The sequence below is a fragment of the Nocardiopsis sp. iso_238 genome, assembly GCF_056173325.1.
In genome coordinates, this window is record NZ_CM149668.1 from 1070130 (window position 1) to 1087606 (window position 17477).

At 72.9% G+C, this 17477-nt stretch carries 16 protein-coding genes and 2 pseudogenes; 10 read left to right on the top strand and 8 right to left on the bottom strand.

Annotation, left to right across the window (positions count from 1 at the left end):
- Positions 1-111: 111 nt before the first annotated feature.
- Together AC0VYL_RS04825 and AC0VYL_RS04830 are read left to right on the top strand one after the other, a co-directional pair.
- Positions 112-636 (top strand): annotated as a pseudogene (locus AC0VYL_RS04825) (TetR family transcriptional regulator); the annotation flags it as partial.
- A gap of 87 nt (positions 637-723) precedes the next feature.
- A pseudogene (locus AC0VYL_RS04830) lies at positions 724-936 on the top strand (DUF2087 domain-containing protein); the annotation flags it as partial.
- Positions 937-942: 6 nt separating this feature from the next.
- Here the strand turns inward: AC0VYL_RS04830 and AC0VYL_RS04835 are convergent.
- Positions 943-1824 (bottom strand): NAD(P)-dependent oxidoreductase, encoded by an 882-nt coding sequence (locus tag AC0VYL_RS04835; protein ID WP_475482434.1) that lies wholly within the window; start codon positions 1822-1824, stop codon positions 943-945.
- A 96-nt stretch (positions 1825-1920) separates the two neighbouring features.
- Between AC0VYL_RS04835 and AC0VYL_RS04840 the strand changes: the two genes are divergently transcribed.
- Positions 1921-2274 carry a winged helix-turn-helix transcriptional regulator gene (locus tag AC0VYL_RS04840; protein ID WP_475459621.1) on the top strand — a complete coding sequence of 118 codons (354 nt, stop codon included), beginning with the start codon at positions 1921-1923 and terminating at the stop codon, positions 2272-2274.
- A 51-nt stretch (positions 2275-2325) separates the two neighbouring features.
- Here AC0VYL_RS04840 and rsgA read toward each other — a convergent pair whose 3' ends face one another.
- Both rsgA and aroA read right to left on the bottom strand, forming a co-directional pair.
- Entirely contained in the window at positions 2326-3354 is a 1029-nt protein-coding gene (gene rsgA, locus AC0VYL_RS04845) for a ribosome small subunit-dependent GTPase A (protein WP_475482435.1), read from the bottom strand.
- Positions 3351-4676, bottom strand: coding sequence for a 3-phosphoshikimate 1-carboxyvinyltransferase (gene aroA, locus AC0VYL_RS04850; RefSeq protein WP_475482436.1), 1326 nt, complete (start codon positions 4674-4676; stop codon positions 3351-3353). Before aroA ends, rsgA begins: the two co-directional genes overlap by 4 nt.
- Before the next feature lie 206 nt (positions 4677-4882).
- Here aroA and AC0VYL_RS04855 point away from each other — a divergent pair, with 206 nt between their 5' ends.
- Complete coding sequence (locus AC0VYL_RS04855; protein ID WP_475459627.1) at positions 4883-6055, top strand: cysteine desulfurase family protein; 1173 nt, start codon at positions 4883-4885, stop codon at positions 6053-6055.
- 78 nt (positions 6056-6133) lie between these two features.
- Here AC0VYL_RS04855 and AC0VYL_RS04860 read toward each other — a convergent pair whose 3' ends face one another.
- Together AC0VYL_RS04860 and AC0VYL_RS04865 are read right to left on the bottom strand one after the other, a co-directional pair.
- Positions 6134-6781 (bottom strand): peptidylprolyl isomerase, encoded by a 648-nt coding sequence (locus AC0VYL_RS04860; protein ID WP_475482437.1) that lies wholly within the window; start codon positions 6779-6781, stop codon positions 6134-6136.
- A 127-nt stretch (positions 6782-6908) separates the two neighbouring features.
- Positions 6909-7391 (bottom strand): PLD nuclease N-terminal domain-containing protein, encoded by a 483-nt coding sequence (locus tag AC0VYL_RS04865; RefSeq protein WP_475482438.1) that lies wholly within the window; start codon positions 7389-7391, stop codon positions 6909-6911.
- 215 nt (positions 7392-7606) lie between these two features.
- Here AC0VYL_RS04865 and AC0VYL_RS04870 point away from each other — a divergent pair, with 215 nt between their 5' ends.
- The 3 genes from AC0VYL_RS04870 to AC0VYL_RS04880 all read left to right on the top strand — a co-directional run bounded on the left by AC0VYL_RS04870 (position 7607) and on the right by AC0VYL_RS04880 (position 10136).
- The gene (locus AC0VYL_RS04870; RefSeq protein WP_475459634.1) at positions 7607-8425 is read left to right on the top strand and encodes a helix-turn-helix domain-containing protein; all 819 of its coding nucleotides are present in this window, start codon (positions 7607-7609) and stop codon (positions 8423-8425) included.
- A 69-nt stretch (positions 8426-8494) separates the two neighbouring features.
- On the top strand, positions 8495-9709 hold the full coding sequence (locus AC0VYL_RS04875) for an amidohydrolase (RefSeq protein ID WP_475482439.1): 1215 nt from the start codon (positions 8495-8497) through the stop codon (positions 9707-9709).
- A 205-nt stretch (positions 9710-9914) separates the two neighbouring features.
- Entirely contained in the window at positions 9915-10136 is a 222-nt protein-coding gene (locus tag AC0VYL_RS04880; RefSeq protein ID WP_475459640.1) for a hypothetical protein, read from the top strand.
- Positions 10137-10155: 19 nt separating this feature from the next.
- On the opposite strand, the gene AC0VYL_RS04885 is transcribed toward AC0VYL_RS04880, so the two are convergent.
- On the bottom strand, positions 10156-10959 hold the full coding sequence (locus tag AC0VYL_RS04885; protein ID WP_475482440.1) for a TIGR03089 family protein: 804 nt from the start codon (positions 10957-10959) through the stop codon (positions 10156-10158).
- 132 nt (positions 10960-11091) lie between these two features.
- Between AC0VYL_RS04885 and AC0VYL_RS04890 the strand changes: the two genes are divergently transcribed.
- From AC0VYL_RS04890 to AC0VYL_RS04900, 3 genes are read left to right on the top strand one after another with little or no spacing between them, the layout of a single operon-like run.
- Positions 11092-13152, top strand: coding sequence for a hypothetical protein (locus tag AC0VYL_RS04890; protein WP_475482441.1), 2061 nt, complete (start codon positions 11092-11094; stop codon positions 13150-13152).
- A gap of 37 nt (positions 13153-13189) precedes the next feature.
- Positions 13190-14125, top strand: coding sequence for a glycosyltransferase family 2 protein (locus AC0VYL_RS04895; protein WP_475459647.1), 936 nt, complete (start codon positions 13190-13192; stop codon positions 14123-14125).
- The gene (locus AC0VYL_RS04900) at positions 14122-15228 is read left to right on the top strand and encodes a glycosyltransferase family 4 protein (protein WP_475482442.1); all 1107 of its coding nucleotides are present in this window, start codon (positions 14122-14124) and stop codon (positions 15226-15228) included. The genes AC0VYL_RS04895 and AC0VYL_RS04900 overlap by 4 nt, the downstream gene beginning before the upstream one ends.
- Before the next feature lie 2 nt (positions 15229-15230).
- Here the strand turns inward: AC0VYL_RS04900 and AC0VYL_RS04905 are convergent, their stop codons facing one another.
- Both AC0VYL_RS04905 and AC0VYL_RS04910 read right to left on the bottom strand, forming a co-directional pair.
- Positions 15231-15980, bottom strand: coding sequence for a hypothetical protein (locus tag AC0VYL_RS04905; RefSeq protein ID WP_475482443.1), 750 nt, complete (start codon positions 15978-15980; stop codon positions 15231-15233).
- A gap of 371 nt (positions 15981-16351) precedes the next feature.
- Positions 16352-17413: a lysylphosphatidylglycerol synthase domain-containing protein gene (locus AC0VYL_RS04910; RefSeq protein ID WP_475482444.1), complete on the bottom strand. Its 1062-nt coding sequence runs from the start codon at positions 17411-17413 to the stop codon at positions 16352-16354.
- Positions 17414-17477: the final 64 nt, after the last annotated feature.

Below are 17477 nucleotides of genomic sequence, written 5' to 3' on the forward strand. Positions count from 1 at the left end.
CGGCGTGACCAGAGTGTTAGGGGGAGGACGGCCCCGGGGAGCGGGTGCGAGGATGGTGGGGTGAGCGGAGAGAAACGGCCCCGGGAGGGCACCGGGGTTCGTGAACGGCTGATGGACGCCGCCTACACCGAGGTGCTGGCGGGGCACTGGGGCGAGCGGCGGATGATCGACGTCGCCGCCACCGCCCGCGTGTCCAGGCAGACCCTCTACAACGTGTTCGGCAGCAAGGAGGGCCTTCTCCAGGCGGTGGTGGTGAGGGAGGTCACCGCGCTCCTGGACACCGTCGAGGCGATGTTGGCGGCCGACGGCCACGACCCCGCCCACGCGGTCAGCCGCACCACCCGGATGGTCCTGCTCGCCGCGCGGGACAATCCGCTGCTGCGCGCGGTGGTCACCGGGGACGACCAGCTCCTCCCGGTGCTCACCACCCGGGCGGCGCCGCTCCTGGACGCGCTGCGGGAACGTATCGCCTGGACCCTGGCGGAGCACTGCCCGCAGGTGCCGCCCGCCACCGCCGAGGCGGTGGCGGACGTCAGCCTGAGACTGACCGTCTCGTACGCGCTCCAGCCCGTGGACCCCGACCAGGCGGCCCACCGGGTGGAGACGGTCGTGCACGGCATGCTGCTGGTGGACCGTGAGGAGGCGCGGGTGACGGAGCGGCCAGGGCGGGCCGAACGCGCCGAGGTGCTGCGCGCGTACATGCCCCGGGGCAGGATCACGTCCGTCCCCGTCCGGCGCCCCGACCGCCTCGTCCTCCTCGACCACGTCGCGCGGGCCTTCGAACCCGGCGTGCGCTACACCGAGGACCAGCTCAACGGGGTCCTGCGCCGGTACAGCGCGGACCACGTGGTGCTGCGCCGCAGCCTCGTCGACGAGGGGTTCATGGAGAGCGACCGCACCCACTACTGGCGCTGCGGCGGGACCGTCGACCTCTGAGGCCGGTCAGGAGCGCTTCGCGAGCAGTCCGACGGCACCCGCGGTGCCCTCGTCGCCGTATCCCTGGCCCAGACGCTCCTCCAACAGTTCCAGGTAGGGCGCGAGCAGGCGGAAGTCCACCTCCTGCTCCCGCGCGGCGACCTCGAAGGTGCGGAAGCCGGAGACCAGCATGGCCAGGTTGGCCTGCACGTCCCTGGTGTAGTCACCGCTGTCGAGCTGGTCCGCGACCGTGTCGTTGGACATGAGCATCGCCGTGAGCCACGAGGTGAGCAGACCCGAGAACTCCTTCAGGGGCATCTCCTCGTCGCGCACCAGGGCGAAGGCGTGCGTGACCCCGGCGAACATGCCGTACATGGCGCTCAGCAGCGCGATGTCGTACAGGGCCGCCGAGCCGGGGCGGGAGCCGGTGTAGTGCACGCCCAGGACGGCGGCCAGCGCGGACTCGTACCGGTCCAGGAGCTCGCGGGAGCCGCTGTAGAACACGTAGCCCCCGGCCTCGGGGACGCCCACCATCGACGGGCTCGACATGATGCCGCCGCTGAGGAAGCGGGCGCCCCTGTCGTGCGCCCACTCCGCGCGGGCGTCCGCCTCCTTCGGGGTTCCCGTGGTGAGGTCCACCAGGTCCTTGCCGACGAGGTCGGCCCCGTCCAGGGCCGTGCCGACGGAGGCGTCGTCCATCAGACAGGTGATGACCAGCGTTCCGGCGGCGACGGCCTCGGCGGCGGTGGGGGCCACGTCGGCGCCGAGCGCGCGCAGGGGCTCGGTCCGTGCGGCGGTGCGGTTCCAGACGGTCAGGGGGTGCCCGGCGTTCAGCCAGGCCTTGGCGAGGGCGGTGCCCATCGCGCCGAGTCCGAGCAGGACGACGCGGGGCTTGTTGTCGTTGGTCATGTGTCTAGGCTTGTACCGCGCTCGAAGCGGGACAAGTACGCACTTCGAAGTGGGCGCGCACTTCGGGGTAAGCGAGCAGGTGAACGGGGTGGGGACATGGCCGCCAAACAGGGGCAGTTCGGGTATCACTGCGGGATCGACGCCGCGATGGACGTGGTGAGCGGCAAGTGGAAGGTGCTCGTGCTGTGGGCGCTCGACGAGCGGCCGCACCGGTTCGGTGAGCTGCGCCGGGCCCTGCCGGGGATCACGGAGAAGGTGCTCGCCTCGCACCTGCGCGAGCTGGAGGACGACGGGATCGTGCGGCGTGAGGACTTCGCGGAGGTCCCGCCCCGAGTGGAGTACTCGCTGACCGACCTCGGCCGCAGCCTGAACCGCGCGCTGGAGCCCCTGGGCGCCTGGGGCCGCGAGCACCGCCTGCCCGCCGACTACACCGGAGCGCGGACCGCCTGAGTTCTCGGGTGGCCCCTTGGCGCGCACCGCCTCCGACCACTCGCCGGGACGTCAGGAGTGGGGGCCGGTCGGCGGGGCGTTCTCGGTGTCGTCGTCGCCCTCGCGGCTGCTGAGGAGCCTGCGGAGTGAGGCCACCCGTTCGGCGTCCACCTCGCCGCGCGCCAGCGCCGCGCCGATGGCGCACTCCGGGGAGTCGGGCTGGTGGGAGCAGGCGGGCGGGCAGTCGGCGGCGAGCTCCGAGAGGTCCTGGAACCCCGACACGATCTCCTCCGGGGAGACGTGTGCCAGGCCGAAGCTGCGCACGCCCGGGGTGTCGATCAGCCAACCGCCCTCGAACCGCAGCGCGAGCGCGGAGGTGGAGGTGTGGCGGCCACGGCCGGTGACGGCGTTCACGTGGCCCACCGCGCGGTCCGTGCCCGGGACCAGCCGGTTGACCAGAGTGGACTTGCCCACACCGGAGGAGCCCACGAACACCGTGGTCCGGTCCGCCAGCCGGGAACGCAGCTCGTCGAGGTCACCCTCCGGGCTCAGCACCTCGTAGGGGAGCCCGAGCGGCTTGTAGGTGCCCAGCATCTCGTCGGGTGCGGCGAGGTCGGCCTTGGTCAGGCAGAGCAGCGGTTCCAGCCCGGCGTCGTAGGCGGCGACCAGACAGCGGTCCACGAAGCGCGGCTGCGGTGCCGGGTCCGCGAGGGCGCAGACGATGGCGAGCTGGTCGGCGTTGGCGACGATCACGCGCTCGACCGGGTCGGTGTCGTCGGCGGTGCGTCTGAGCACGGAGGCGCGCTCGCGCACCCGCACCACGCGGGCCAGGGTGTCGGGTCTCCCGGACAGGTCACCGACCACGTCCACCCGGTCACCGACCACGATCGACCCGCGGCCGAGCTCGCGGGCCTTCATCGCCACCACGGGGACACCGTTCACCAGGCAGCGGTACCGGCCCCGGTCCACGGCGGTGACCAGGCCCTCCACGGCGTTCTCGTGCTTGGGCCGGTTACGGGTGCGGGGTTTGGAGCCGCCCCGGGCGCGCACACGGATGTCGTCCTCGTCCAGGTGGCGTCCGCCGCCCCGCGTGCGGCTCATGCCAGGACCTCCGACCACAGGCCCGGGAAGTCGGGCAGCGTCTTGCGTGTGGTGGCGATGTTCTCCACCTCCACCCCGGGCACCGCGAGCCCGATCACCGCGCCGGACGTGGCCATCCGGTGGTCGTCGTAGGAGTGGAACACCCCGCCGTGCAGGGCCCGGGGCCGGATGAGCAGCCCGTCGGAGAGCTCCTCCGCGTCCCCGCCCAGGCGGTTGATCTCGGCGGCCAGCGCCGCGATGCGGTCGGTCTCGTGACGGCGCAGGTGGGCGATCCCGGTGAGGCGGGAGGGGGAGTCGGCCAGGGCCGCCACGGCGGCGATGGTGGGGGTGAGTTCGCCCACGTCCCGCAGGTCGGCGGTGATCCCGTGGATCTCGCCGGTGCCGCGCAGGGTGAGGTCCGCACCGGAGCGGGAGACCTCGCCGCCCATCCGGGTGAACAGATCGCGCAGGGCGTCGCCGGGCTGGGTGGTGTGCTCCGGCCACCCCTGGACGGTCACCTCGCCCTTGCTGACCAGGGCGGCGGCCAGGAAGGGCGCGGCGTTGGAGAGGTCGGGCTCGACGGTGATCTCCGAGGCCCGGACCGGCCCGGGCTCCACCCTCCACGAGTTCTCGCCGGTGGTGACCCGGACGCCCACGGCGCGCAGCATCTCCACGGTCATGTCCAGGTGCGGCTGGGAGGGGACCGGTGGGCCCTCGTGCCGCACGTGCACGCCCTCGGTGAAACGGGCGCCGCTGAGCAGCAGCGCGGAGACGAACTGGGAGGACCCCGAGGCGTCCAGGGTGACCTCGCCGCCGCGCACGGCACCGGTGCCGTGGATGGTCATCGGCAGGGCGCCGCGCCCCTCGTCGTCGATGTCGGCGCCCAGGGCGCGCAGGGCGCCGAGCAGCTCGTCCACCGGCCGCTCACGGGCGCGGGGGTCGCCGTCGAAGCGCACGTCCCCGGAGGCCAGGGCCGCCAGCGGCGGCACGAAGCGCATGACGGTGCCAGCGTTGCCGACGTCCACGCTGGCCGGGCCCCGGGGGGCCACCGGGGTGACGGACAGGTCCGGGACCCCGGGGTCGTCGGAGGGGATCTCGGTGACCCGGGTGCCCAGGGCGCGCAGGGCGTCCACCATGAGCTCGCTGTCCCTGCTTACCAGGGGGCGGCGCACCACGCACGGCGTCTCGGAGAGCGCGGCGAGGATCAGCGCCCGGTTGGTGACGGACTTGGATCCGGGCAGGGAGACGCGGGCGCGCACCGGCTGCCGCGCGACGGGCGCGGGCCAGTGCTCCCCGGCGGGGGTGGCGGGCGAGGCGGACGGCGTGGGCACGGAGTCAGGCATGGTCCAAGGTTATCGGTCCGTGGTCGGGTGCGGAGGAGGTCGTGGTGGGCCTGTGGACAAGGAGTCGGGCGGGGCGACCGCACAGGGCGGGGTGCGGCGGCTCGACGGCGGGCGGGTGCGGCGGACCCGCCCCGCGGTCTCCGTTGACGAAGAGGAGGGGCAGGGGGGTAGGGGCGGATGTGGTCGTACGTATCCTGGAATGCGCCATGGTGTATCTGGATCACGCAGCCACGACCGATGTCCGCCCCGAGGTGATCGCCGATGTGGCGGCCCAGCTCGGCGCGCTCGGTAACCCATCGTCCCTGCACGGCCACGGACGGGCCGCTCGGCGTACCGTCGAGGAGTCCCGAGAACGCGTGGCCGAGGCGGTCGGCTCCACTCCGCACGAGGTGGTCTTCACCGCGGGCGGGACCGAGTCGAACAACATCGCGGTCAAGGGCCTGTACTGGTCCCGCAACGCCGAGGACCCGCGGCGCACCCGCATCCTGGTCAGCGCCGTCGAACACCACGCGGCGCTCGACCCCGCGCGCTGGATGGCCGACCACCAGGGCGCCGTGTACGAGGAACTGCCCGTGGACGCCCTGGGCCGGGTGGCCCCCGAGGTCCTGCGCGCGGCGATCGGGCGCGACCCCGCCTCCGTGGCCGTGGTCTCCGTGATGTGGGCCAACAACGAGATCGGCACCGTGCAGCCGGTGCGCGAGCTGGCCGCCGTCGCCGCCGAGTACGGTGTCCCCTTCCACACGGACGCGGTACAGGCCGTGGGCGCCCGGGAGGTGGACTTCGCGGCGAGCGGCGTGAGCGCGCTGACCCTCAGCGGCCACAAGCTGGGCGGTCCGGTGGGCACCGGAGCCCTGGTGGTCGCCCGCGGACTCGCCCCGACCCCCGTGCTGCACGGAGGCGGCCAGGAGCGCGACATCCGTTCCGGGACTCTCTCCGCCCCGCTCGCGCGCGGACTCGCGACCGCCGTGGACGCGGCCGTCCGCGGGCGCGAGGAACACGCCAAGCACCTGACCGCGCTCCGCGACGAACTGGAGGCCCGGGTCCGGGACGTCGTGCCCGACGTGGTGGTCAACGGCGATCCGGAGCTGCGGCTCCCGGGGATCGCCCACCTGTCCTTCCCCGGCTGCGAGGGCGACGCCCTGCTGATGCTGCTCGACGCCAGGGGCATCTCCTGCTCCACCGGATCGGCCTGCTCGGCCGGGGTGGCCCAGCCCAGCCACGTGCTGCTCGCCACCGGCGCCGACCCGGACACGGCCCTGAGCAGTCTGCGGCTGTCACTGGGGCGGACGTCCACCGAGGAGGACGTCGACCGGCTGGTCGAGGCGATCGGTCCGGCGGTGGAGCGCGCCCGCGCGGCCAGAGCCAAGCGGCGGCGCTGACGACCACGGACGTGTGACCCGACGACGGCGGCGGCGGTGCCTCAGGGCACCGCCGCCGTCGGGTCTGCCGTGCGGAGGTCAGTCTCCCGCGTGCTTGACGGTGACCGACTCCAGCACGATGTCGCTGGTGGGGCGGTCGGCTCCGTCGGTCTCGACGACCGAGATCGCCTCCAGGACCTCCATCGACTCCTCGTCGGCGACCTTGCCGAAGATGGTGTGCAGGCCGGTCAGGTGCGGTGTGGGCGCCACCGTGAGGAAGAACTGCGAGCCGTTGGTGTCGGGGCCCGAGTTGGCCATGGCCAGCAGACCCGGCTCGTCGAACTCGCGACCCGACTCGAACTCGTCCTCGAACTGGTAGCCGGGGCCACCGCGACCGGTCCCGGTCGGGTCGCCGCCCTGGACCATGAACCCGTCGATCACGCGGTGGAACACCGTGTCGTCGTAGAACTCGGCGGCGCCGGTCTCCTCGTTCTTCGGACCGTCCCCCTCAGCGAGCTCGACGAAGTTGGTGACGGCGCGCGGAGCGTCCGAGGCGAAGAACTCCACCTCGATGTCGCCCTCGCTGGTGTGCAGGGTGGCGCCGTCGACGTCGGGAACCTCCACCTCCGACTCCGTGGCCTCGGTGGCCTCGGGGGATTCCGGCGACTCCGGTTCGCTCTGGCACGCGGCCGTGGCGAGGAGGGCGGTGGAGGCGAGGATCGCTACCGGCAGGGTCAAGCGGTTCATCGGTTCACTTCCGGGGTCGGGTTCGCGGCGGGGCGGCACACAGGTTACTGCGGACGGGTGGGCGCCGGTCCCGTGGGCTGGCCCGATCGTGGATCCGGCGTGTTCCGGGGGTCTTCGGGGGAGAGGATCAGGACGAGGGACCGATCGGGTCCTCGTCCCCGTCGCGGGTGGCGTCCTCCGAGCCGGACGCGCCTCCGGCCTCACGCCCCCTCTCCTCGCGGCCACCGTGCTCGCGCTCCCGGCGCTCCCGGGACTCGCGTTCCTGGATCTCCCTGGCGCGGCGGCGCTGCTCCTCGGCGCGCTCACGGCAGCGCCGCAGGAACGCCTCGTCCTCCTCGGGGGAGACGGCACGGGCGCGTCCGGGGTGCTCGTACTCGGGGAAGGGCGGCGGCGGACCCGCGGGGCCCTGGGCGAGCGCGGGGTCGCGCGGCGGGCGGCCCAGCAGGAACCAGAGCGCGGCGCCGACCTTGGGCAGGAACAGGACGATCACCGCCCACACCGGCTTGGGCAGGAGTCGGATCCTCGCGGAGTCGGAGCCGATGACGTCGAAGAGCACGTAGACCCAGAAGACGAGCGACAGGAGGGCGAGGAAGAGGGCGAAGTAGACCAACGGACCTTCCAATCGGGGGAAACACTCGACAGCGCTGGGGCGACATCAACGGATTTGTGCGGACTTATCACGGATGGCCGCACCCGCCCGGTCGCTTGACCAGCCGCCCCGAACCGGGAGAAGGTCGGACCACAGGGGCTGGGGCGTCGCACAGAGGGTACGCCACCACCTGCCCTCCACAGGTGTCTGCTGACCGGCCTAGGACGGGAGAGGTTATGGGCGTGAACACCGTGTTGCCGTCGGCGATGTGGCTCCCTTTCGGGGCGCGGGTGCTGCGTGCCCGCTCCGACCGGGGTCTCTCACGCGCCGAGCTCGCCAGGAACGTCGGGGTCACCGACGACAAGCTCCGCGAGGTCGAGGACGCGCACTGCCGCCCGGCCCGATCGCTGGTCGAACGGGTCGACACCGCGCTCGGCACCGAACACCAGCTGGTCGACGCCTGGGCGATCACCCTTCAGGCCGAGGCCTTCCCGAGCGAGTTCGGAGACATGAGCGAGCTCGGCACGCACGCCGCCCGCCTCTGGGAGCACCAGCCGATGGCGGTCCCCGTCTTCCTGCGCACGCGCGAGTACTCGCGGGCCATCCTCGAACCGCGCCACCCCAACCTGGACCGCGAGGAGATCGAGGCCATGGTGGAGGACGAGATGGCCGAACGCGCCGCCACCACCGGACCGGACGGCCCCGCCCTGCGCGTGGTCCTCAACGAGTCCGTGCTCCAGCGGCCCCAGGGCGGAGCCGACGTCCTCAACGGACAGCGCGACTTCCTCGGGGACCTCGTCAAGGCGGGCATCCTCAGCCTCGCCGTGATCCCCGAGGAGACCCCGCACCACCCGGGGCTCGGCGGCGCGTTCCGGATCATGGAGTTCGCGGACCGCCCCAGCATGGTCTACGCCTTCGCCGCGCAGGGCGGTGAGCTCACCGGGGACACCGAGGACGTCGGCCACTGCCGCATGGTGCGCGACTCCATCGAGGAGGCCAGTGTGGACCTCGCCCCCGAGTCCGAACTCCTCACCGCGCGCTGGCCCGAGGGATGAGCGGTCGTTGGGTGATCGGTCACTGAACACCCTTGGGAACGTGACCGTCCATGGGCTAGGTTGCCCGCCATGGATATCGCAATCACTTCCGGATACGTGGTGCCCGTCGACGGCGACCCGATCGACGGGGGCACCCTCCTCATCTCCGACGGGAAGATCGCCGCCGTCGGACCGGCCGCCGACGTCACCGTCCCCGAAGGCGCTGAGATCGTTGACGCCGCGGGACAGTGGGTCCTCCCCGGCTTCGTCGAGGCCCACGGCCACGTGGGTATCCACGAGGAGACCATCGGCTGGGCCGGTGACGACACCAACGAGATGACCGACCCCAACGGCGCCCGCATGCGCGCCATCGACGCCATCAACCCCGCCGACCAGGGCTTCGCGGACGCCCTGTCCGGAGGCGTCACCAGCTCGGTGATCAAGCCCGGCTCCGGCAACCCCATCGGCGGCCGCACCGTCGCCCTCAAGATGTGGGGTCGCAGCGTCGAGGACCGCCTCCTCAAGGAGCCCGCCAGCGTCAAGAGCGCCCTCGGTGAGAACCCCAAGCGCGTCTACGGCAAGAAGGACACCCTCCCCTCCACCAGGCAGGGCGTGGCCGCGGTCATCCGCGACGCCTTCACCAAGGCCCAGGACTACAAGGCCAAGCGGGACCACGCCGTCCAGGAGGGAACGCCCTTCGACCGCGACAACACCCTGGAGACCCTCGTCCAGGTGCTCGACGGCGAAGTGCCCTGGTGCCAGCACGTGCACCGCGCCGACGACATGCACACCGCGATGCGCCTGGCCGACGAGTTCGGCTACCGCCTCATCATCAACCACTGCACCGAGGGCCACCTGCTGGCCGACGAGATCGCCGAGCGCGGCATCCCCGTCATCACCGGACCGCTGATGACCAGCCGCTCCAAGGTGGAGGTGGGCAACCGGACCCTGGCCAACCCGGGCATCCTGGACCGCGCGGGCGTGAAGGTCGCCCTCACCACCGACGCCCCGGTCATCCCGATCGAGTTCCTCGTGTACCAGGCCATCCTGTGCGTGAAGGAGGGCATGGACCGCGACTCCGCGATCCGCGCGCTCACCGTCAACCCCGCCGAGATCATGGGCCTGGACGACCGGGTCGGGTCCCTGAGGCCCGGTCTGGACGCCGACGTCGTCGTGTGGTCCGGCGACCCGCTCGACATCATGAGCCGCGCCCAGCGCGTGTTCGTCGACGGCCGCGAGGTGTACACCTACGACGAGTCGAAGCGCGCCGGGACCGTCGCGGACGCCTACTACCGGGAGTCCTGAGCCCGGCCCGCCCTGCGGCCCCCACCCCCCCGCCTGTCCTCTGAGGTACCTCAGACGTCCCCGCGCCGTGTCCCGCGCCCTTCTGAGGCGGGGCACGGCGCCGTCATCTGGTGAAGTCTCCCGATGTGCGGCCGGGTGCCTTAGCCGGAGTCTGGAACCAGCCGGGAGGAGCCTCCCGGCCGACACGGACCAGCAGGGGGACACCATGCACCCGGACTTCGCCGCACAGGCCGCCGACCTCTACCGGGCCGAGGCCGAACGGGCCGCCCGCGAGGAGCGCGCGGCGCGCAGGGCGCAGAAGGAGCAGCGGGAGGCCGCACGGAGGGACCGGGCCGCCGAACGGGCCCGGGAGGCGGAGGGGGCCGACCGGTCACCCTCGGAGTCGCGCCGGAACGGAGGCGGCTGGCGCCCCGCCCACGGGACGTAGGCGGGGGCCGCCGCGGTTCCTACCGGGCCACCCGGCGGAAGGGCAGGTCCCCGGCGGGTTCGGTGCCGTACAGGACGGTCACGCCCTCCGCGCCCATCCGGTCCAGGAACCGCTGGAGTCCGTCCTCGGCGGGCGGCGGGGTGAGTACCAGGGGAGCCCCGGAGACGACGGCGGCGGTGACCACGGCCAGGTCCGCGCCGAAGGAGTCGAGCGGCGCGTCGAGGGCCGTGACCACCGCGAGGCGGTCGCGTTCACCCAGGTCCCAGGCCTTGGCCAGGGTCTGCCCGGCCGCCACGACCTCGGCGCCGGTCAGCGTGCGCCCCGCGGACTCCAGGGCCGGTTCGGCGGCGTCCACCGGGTAGGCGGGGAAGTGGTCGCCGTGCCCGCGCACCTCCACGGTGTAGTCGGTGACCATCGGCGGGACCTCGCGCAGCGGCAGGCCCAACGGGTCCAGGGAGGTGCCCACGACCTCCTCCGCGCCGCTGTCCAGGGCCGCCGCGACGCGGTCCGGCCCGGCCACCGCGACCTCGGGCGCCGCGCCGCCCTCGGAGAGCACCGCGGCCGCCCCCACCGACCAGCAGGACAGCACCCACGCCAGCGACTGCCAGTGCGGCGGCAGGGCGAGGGAGATCCGGTCACCCGGCTGGGTGCCGAAGCCGTCCACGAGCATGTTCGAGGTCTTGGACACCCAGTTGTCGAGAGTGGCCCGGGACAGTTCGATCCGGTCCCCGAGGTCGTCGTAGGAGGTCACGAACGGTCGGGTCGGATCGGCGGAGACGAGGGCGCGCCAGAGCCGCGCGGGAGAGTCGGACATGGCGCCCATGCTAGGTCGTGCGTCGGATCATTCCTCCCGCCCGTCAGCCCGCCCCTCCGGACGCGACCCCCTTTGTCACGGTCGCGCCATGGTTGAGGACGGAGTGTGCGTATCGAAGGGCGAAGTGCCAGAGTTGCCTTCATGCGCCTGCTTCCCGGACGGCTCCTCGCCCGTGTGACCGCGCTCCCCGCGATCGCCCTCTCGGCCTGGCTCCTCGTCGCCTTCCCCTTGCTGGTCCTCGGCCAGTTCACCCCGCTGGCCGGACTCGTCCTGGGACTGCCCGCCGTGGTCGCGGCGTGCGCCCTGGTGCCGCGCCTGCTCCCGGACCCGCCGGACGAGGAGGACGTGCCCTGGTGGCCGGTGGTCGCGGTCCTGCTCGTCACCGTGGGCTTCGCCGCCGTCCAGATCGCCTACCACGCCGAGGCCCTGGTGATCCGGCGGGACCCGGCCTCCTACGCCATGTACACGGCCTGGATCGCGGAGAACGGCTTCCTGCCCATCCCGCAGCAGCGCGAGCTCATCGCGGGCGACGACCCGGCCCTGAGCTACCAGAGCCTCGCCCACTACCAGCGCGACGACGTCATCTGGCCGCAGTTCATGGCCGGGGCGCCACTGGTGCTGGCGGTCGGCTACTGGCTCGGCGGGCTGGACGGCATGCTGGTCACCACCCCGGTACTGGGCGCACTGGGCGTGCTCACCTTCGCGGGTCTCACCGCCCGCCTGGTCGGCGCGCGCTGGGCCCCGCTGGCCGCCCTGATCCTGGCGATCTGCCTGCCCCAGCAGTGGGTCAGCCGATTCACCTACAGCGAGCCCCTCGCGCAGATCCTGCTCCTGGGCGGCATGGTCCTCGCCGTCGACGCCCTGAGCCGCCGGCGGTCCCTCACCGACCGCTGGGGAGCACCCCAGGCGCTGGCACTGGTGGCCGGGCTGGTGTTCGGCCTCGGCGTGCTGGTGCGCATCGACGCGATCCGCGACCTCCTACCGGTGGTGGGCTTCGTCGGCCTGCTGCTGGTCGCCCGGCGCGGGCAGGCGCTTCCCCTGCTCACCGGACTCGGCGTGGGCGTGGGCTACGGGCTGGTCGCGGGGTACGGCTACTCACTGCCGTACCTGGAGTACCTGTCCGACTCCCTGAACCCCCTCCTGCTCATCAGCGCCGCCGTCATCGGAGCCACCGTCGCGCTCACCGCCGCCCTGTGGCGGTTCGGGCTGCCGCACACCGAACGGGTCCGCTGGCTGCCCAACGCGATGGCGCTCCTCGCGCTGCTCGTCATGGTCGGCTTCGCCGTCCGCCCACTGCTCTGGCCGGACTACGGGCACGGCAGCGACTTCACCGACCAGTGGGTGGCCTCCGTCCAGGAGATCGAGGGACTGCCGATCGAGGGCAGCCGCACCTACTACGACATGAGCCTGTACTGGGTGGGCTGGTACGTGGGCCTGAGCACCGTGCTGTTCGCCTCCCTGGGCGTGGCCCTGGTCCTGCGCCGCCTCACCCTGCGCCGCGACCTCCAGTGGCTGCTGCCCGCCATGCTGCTCGTGTGGACGGTCTCCACCACGCTCCTGCGCCCCGCCATCACACCCGACCACCCCTGGGCCAGCAGGCGCCTGATCGTGCTGGTGATCCCCGCGTTCGTGCTGTTCGCGGTCTGGTTCCTGGCCTGGCTGACCCGCTACTGCGAGAACTCCGTCCGCCACACCCGCGCCACCTCGATGGTCCGCACCCTCCCGGTCGTGGTGGCAGCCGGCTCCGCGGTCGCCATGCTCGGGCCCGGCGCGATCACCTCGGCGTCGGGGATCATGGGGTACCGGCAGGACGTGGGCACCGTGGCGGCGACGGAGGACCTCTGCGCGTCCCTGCCACCCGACGCCTCGGTCATCGTGGTCGACTCCGGGATGGCGGGCAACTACATGCCGCTGCTGCGCAACGTCTGCGGTGTGCCCACCGCCGCCCTGGACGACCCCTCCCCGGAGGCGGTGGACAGGGTCGTCGCCGCCGTGCACGAGCGGGGCCGGGACGCGGTGCTGGCCGCCCCCGACTGGGAACCGCTCGACGCGCTCACCGACTCCGCCGTGGAACCCCAACGGCACTTCCACGTCGTCGCCCGGATGGACCCCAGTACCCTCATGGAACCCCCGACCGGACACTGGACCTTCAACGGCAGCGTGTGGACCGCCGTCCTGCCCGCCACGAACGATCCGGCGTGAGACCCACTCCTCCCCGACCACCCCGCTGAGAAGGACCATGAGCCACGCAGACGCCCAAGGCCGAGCCCCGGAGCACGACGCCCCGCCGGTGCGGGTCACGATCGTCCTCCCCTGCTACAACGAGGAGGAGCACGTCGTCGACGAGATCAAACGGATCTGTTCGGCGATGGACTCCTCGGGGTACGGGTACGAACTGCTCGCCGTCGACGACGCCTCCACCGACGCGACCCTGACCCGGCTGCGCGAGGTGGAGGGCCTCTTCCCGCACATGCGGGTGGTCCCCTTCGGCCACAACGGCGGCGCGGGCACCGTGCGGCGGATCGGCAGCCAGCGGGCGCGCGGCGAGTTCGTGGTGTGGACCGACGCCGACATGAGCTACCCCAACGAGCGCATCCCCGAGTTCGTCGCCATGCTCGACAACGACCCGGAGATCGACCAGGTCGTGGGCGCGCGCACCCAGGAGATGGGATCGCACAAGGCGCTGCGGGTCCCCGCCAAGTGGATGATCCGGAAGGTCGCGGAACGCCTCACCAACACCCGCATCCCCGACCTCAACTCCGGGCTCCGGGTGTTCCGCCGGGACGTGGCCCGCCCCTACCTGCGGCTGCTGCCCCCGGGGTTCTCCTGCGTCACCACCATCACGCTGGCGTTCCTGTCCAACCAGCACCCGCTGAGGTACGTGCCCATCGAGTACGCCAAGCGGGCGGGCACGTCCAAGTTCCACTTCGTGCGCGACGCCTACCGGTACATCCTCCAGGTGCTGCGCATGGTCATGTACTTCAACCCGCTCAAGGTCCTCATGCCGCCCGCCCTGTGGCTGCTGGGGATCGGGGCGGCCAAGTTCGTCTACGACCAGGTCCGCAACCCGCTCTACATGCCCAACAACACCGTCATGATCCTGATGACCGGGCTGATCATCGCGGCGATCGCGCTCCTGGCCGACCTCATCGTCCGTTCCAGGGAGCACCCGTGACCGGCAGGACCACCCTCGTGGGACCCGCGCACCCCTACAAGGGCGGCGGGGCCCGGCACACCACCGAACTCGCGCACCGGCTGAGCGGCCTCGGCCACGAGACGGGCATCGAGTCGTGGCGGGCGCAGTACCCGGCGGCGCTCTACCCGGGCACGCAGACCATCACCGACCCCGAGGGGGAGCCCTACCCGGACACCCGCCACGAGCTGGCCTGGTACCGGCCGGACGGCTGGTGGCGCACGGGACGCCGGCTCGCGGACGAGAACGCCCTGGTGGTGCTCACCCTGTTCTCACCGGTGCAGGTGCCCGCCTACCTCGGCCTCCTCGCCGGGATCAGGTCCCGGAGGCGGGGGACCCGGGTGGTGGCGCTGTGCCACAACGTGCTGCCGCACGAGCGCCGGGCGGTGGACGTCTCCCTGGTCCGCGCGTTGCTGCGCCGGGTGGACGGGGTGCTCACCCACTCCGCCGAACAGGGCCGCCTCGCCGAGGGGCTGCTCGGCCCCGGCCGACCGCGCCCCGTGGTCGCGGAGATGCCGCCGCACCTGCCCGACACCGGCGGGGCGCCCGCCGGAGGGGCGGAGGAGCACCGGAGCCTGCTGTTCTTCGGGATCGTCCGCCCGTACAAGGGGGTGGACGTACTGCTGCGCGCGCTGGCCGAGGGGGCTCCACAGGACGTCACCCTGACCGTCGCCGGTGAGTTCTGGGGAGGGTCCGCCGACCTGGCCGACCTGGCCAAGGAGCTCGGCGTGGCCGACCGGGTCCGGTTCCGCGAGGGGTACGTGCCCGCCGACGAGCTGCCCGGGCTGCTCGCCGGTGCCGACGCCCTGGTGCTGCCCTACCGGTCCGCCACCGCCACCCAGAACGTGTGGCTGGCGCACGAACACGGTCTGCCGGTGATCGCCACCCGTGCGGGCACCCTCGCGGACCACGTGCGCGACGGTGTGGACGGGCTGCTCTGCGAACCGGGGGACACCGCCGACCTCGCCCGGGCGCTGGCCGCCTTCTACGAGCCGGGCACGCCCGCCCGGCTCAGGGCGGGAGTCCGGCCGGTGGACGCCGAACCGTACTGGAGGTCCTACACCGACCGGCTGCTGTCCGCCTGACCTCAGGACGCCCGGCGGCGGCGCAGGTGGAGCACGGCGGGCACCAGCATGCAGACGGCGCCGAGCACACCCACGCCCAGGAGGACCCACGGGAGGTACTCGCGCAGGCTGGAGGACTCGTCCACGCCCGATGCCCGCTGCTCCTCCAGTTCGTCCTCGGTACCCACCTGGACGCTGCTCACCGGGGTCGCGGCGGTCACCGAGCAGTCCCCGAACCCGGGCAGGGCGAAGGTCTCGGTGGCCACGCGCACCTCGTAGAAGCCCAGCGGCGGCTCCCAGTCCTCCCAGGCCAGGGCGGGCGGATCGTCACCGGTCAGCAGCCTGCCGTCGCTGCCGGAGAGCGTGGCGGTGAGGGTTCCGGCGCGTTCGGCGGCCGCGCCCATCTCCTCGGCGCTGATCCCGGGCAGCGGCTCGGGGTTCGGCACCAGTTCGAGTTCGAGGTCGGCCGTCCCCTCCTCTCCCTCGGTCTCGTCCTCGGTCTCCTCCTCGGACGCGAGCTCGGCGGCCAGACTCAGGGAGAACTCGGGTTGGCCGTCGGGGGAGTCGCTCACCACGGGGAAGAGCTGACCCACAACGGTGAGGGTTCCGGCGCCCTGGTCACACGCCACCTCGGCGGGCTTCACGTACGCGTGGGAGGGGCCTTCGGGGGTGGGATCGGCCGCCGGATCGGCCGCGCCGAGGGTGGCCGGTGCCAGTGTGAGGGTCACGGCGAGGGCGGACAGGACACGTGGGAAGCGGGGGGCCCAGTTCATACGGCATGAGCATAGGCCGCACCCACGCGCAAAGGAAGGTTTCTTTCCTGTTTTGTTGCACGGGTGTTCCCGGCCTTCGCGGACCCCGCTCCGGGCGCACCGGGCTCACGGTCCGCCTTCGGGCCCCGTGCCCGGTCCCTCGGCTCCCGGGCCTCCTCGTGCCGGAGACGACTCCTTCGCGGACGCTGGTCCGGGCCTGGCCTCGCGCGGACCCCGGAGCCCCGACTCCGCCCGGCTCCGGTTCCCGCCCGGCCCTTGAGCCACGTGAAGCCCGGTACGGCCCCCGTATCTCGCTTCGTACGGCCCCGGTGTCCGCCCGGCCCGTGGATCACCGGTGGACGGGCCCCTGGCGCCCCTTCCGGTGGGCGGTCCTACTCGGGGTCCTGCTCGGAGCCCGTGCGCGCCTTCGGACCCGGGCCCGAAACTCCCGGCTCCTGAACCGACCCCGAACCCCGGACGGGTCTCCCCTCTCTCCCGTCTCTCCCATCACCTTCCGCATCGGCGGCAGCGGACTCCGGCGGTCCGGACAACAGGAGCGACAACCCCGCCCAACCCACGTCCGCCACCGTCATCACCAGCCGGGACAGTACCGCCACCACCAGGGCCGCGCCCGCGTCCACCACCGGGGCCAGCGCCACCACCAGTACCACCTCGCGCACACCCAACCCGGCGGGTGCGAACACCACCAGCAGCCCCAGCGTCCAGGCGAGCGCGTAGGCGCCCACCGCCGGGCCCACCGATCTCAGCGCCTCGCCACCCACGGCCCAGGTCAGCAACCACACGTGCGCGCCCAACGGCACCCACGCCACCAGGGTCCAGGCCACCGACGCCGCGACCGAACGCCCGCCGATCTCCAGCGGACCCGCCTCCGCCACCTCACGGAACCGCGCGAACGGGCGCGCCGCCAGCCGGACCCCCCACCCCAGCACCCTCGGGTGCAGACAGACCAGCAGCAGCGGTGCGGCGGCCAGCGCCCACCACCAGCGCCGGGCCGCCTCGGCGGAGGACAGCGGCAGGGCCACCGCCGCCACGGCCAGGCTCACGGCCACCGTCACGGCGATCGCCAGCAGGGTCGCCGCCGCCCCGCGCGATCTCGGCACCCTCCAGTCACGGGCCAGCTCCACCTGGGCCACGAACGCCCACACCGACCCCGGCAGGTACTTGCCGAGCTGGCCCACGAACATCACCCGGGCGGCCGCCGCCGTCGGCAACGGCGAGCCCAGACCGGCCAGCAACGAGCGCCACGCCATCATCTGCGCCGCCAGCCCCAGCATCCCCGCCAGCACCGCGGCGGGCAGCACCCACAGCGGGAGCTCGGACACGGCGGTCCGCGCCTGCGTCCAGTTGGCGTACAGGGCGGCGCCCGCGCACGCGCACACCAGCGCGAGCAGGGCCAGGCGCACCCAGGAGTTCCGTCGAAGCCGAGTCAGCACCCCCCAAGCCTATGCCGCGGACCCCCGCCCTCCCGGGTTGTCCACAGGCCCGACCGGGTGGCGC

Excerpts from the sequence above, each read along its gene's own strand:
- rsgA (WP_475482435.1), bottom strand. The coding sequence starts at position 3,354 with ATGAGCCGCACGCGGGGCGGCGGACGCCACCTGGACGAGGACGACATC.
- aroA (WP_475482436.1), bottom strand. The coding sequence starts at position 4,676 with ATGCCTGACTCCGTGCCCACGCCGTCCGCCTCGCCCGCCACCCCCGCC.
- AC0VYL_RS04885 (WP_475482440.1), bottom strand. The coding sequence starts at position 10,959 with ATGGGCGCCATGTCCGACTCTCCCGCGCGGCTCTGGCGCGCCCTCGTC.
- AC0VYL_RS04895 (WP_475459647.1), top strand. The coding sequence starts at position 13,190 with ATGAGCCACGCAGACGCCCAAGGCCGAGCCCCGGAGCACGACGCCCCG.
- AC0VYL_RS04870 (WP_475459634.1), top strand. The coding sequence starts at position 7,607 with ATGGGCGTGAACACCGTGTTGCCGTCGGCGATGTGGCTCCCTTTCGGG.
- AC0VYL_RS04875 (WP_475482439.1), top strand. The coding sequence starts at position 8,495 with ATGGATATCGCAATCACTTCCGGATACGTGGTGCCCGTCGACGGCGAC.
- AC0VYL_RS04835 (WP_475482434.1), bottom strand. The coding sequence starts at position 1,824 with ATGACCAACGACAACAAGCCCCGCGTCGTCCTGCTCGGACTCGGCGCG.
- AC0VYL_RS04880 (WP_475459640.1), top strand. The coding sequence starts at position 9,915 with ATGCACCCGGACTTCGCCGCACAGGCCGCCGACCTCTACCGGGCCGAG.
- AC0VYL_RS04840 (WP_475459621.1), top strand. The coding sequence starts at position 1,921 with ATGGCCGCCAAACAGGGGCAGTTCGGGTATCACTGCGGGATCGACGCC.
- AC0VYL_RS04855 (WP_475459627.1), top strand. The coding sequence starts at position 4,883 with ATGGTGTATCTGGATCACGCAGCCACGACCGATGTCCGCCCCGAGGTG.
- AC0VYL_RS04860 (WP_475482437.1), bottom strand. The coding sequence starts at position 6,781 with ATGAACCGCTTGACCCTGCCGGTAGCGATCCTCGCCTCCACCGCCCTC.
- AC0VYL_RS04905 (WP_475482443.1), bottom strand. The coding sequence starts at position 15,980 with ATGAACTGGGCCCCCCGCTTCCCACGTGTCCTGTCCGCCCTCGCCGTG.
- AC0VYL_RS04890 (WP_475482441.1), top strand. The coding sequence starts at position 11,092 with ATGCGCCTGCTTCCCGGACGGCTCCTCGCCCGTGTGACCGCGCTCCCC.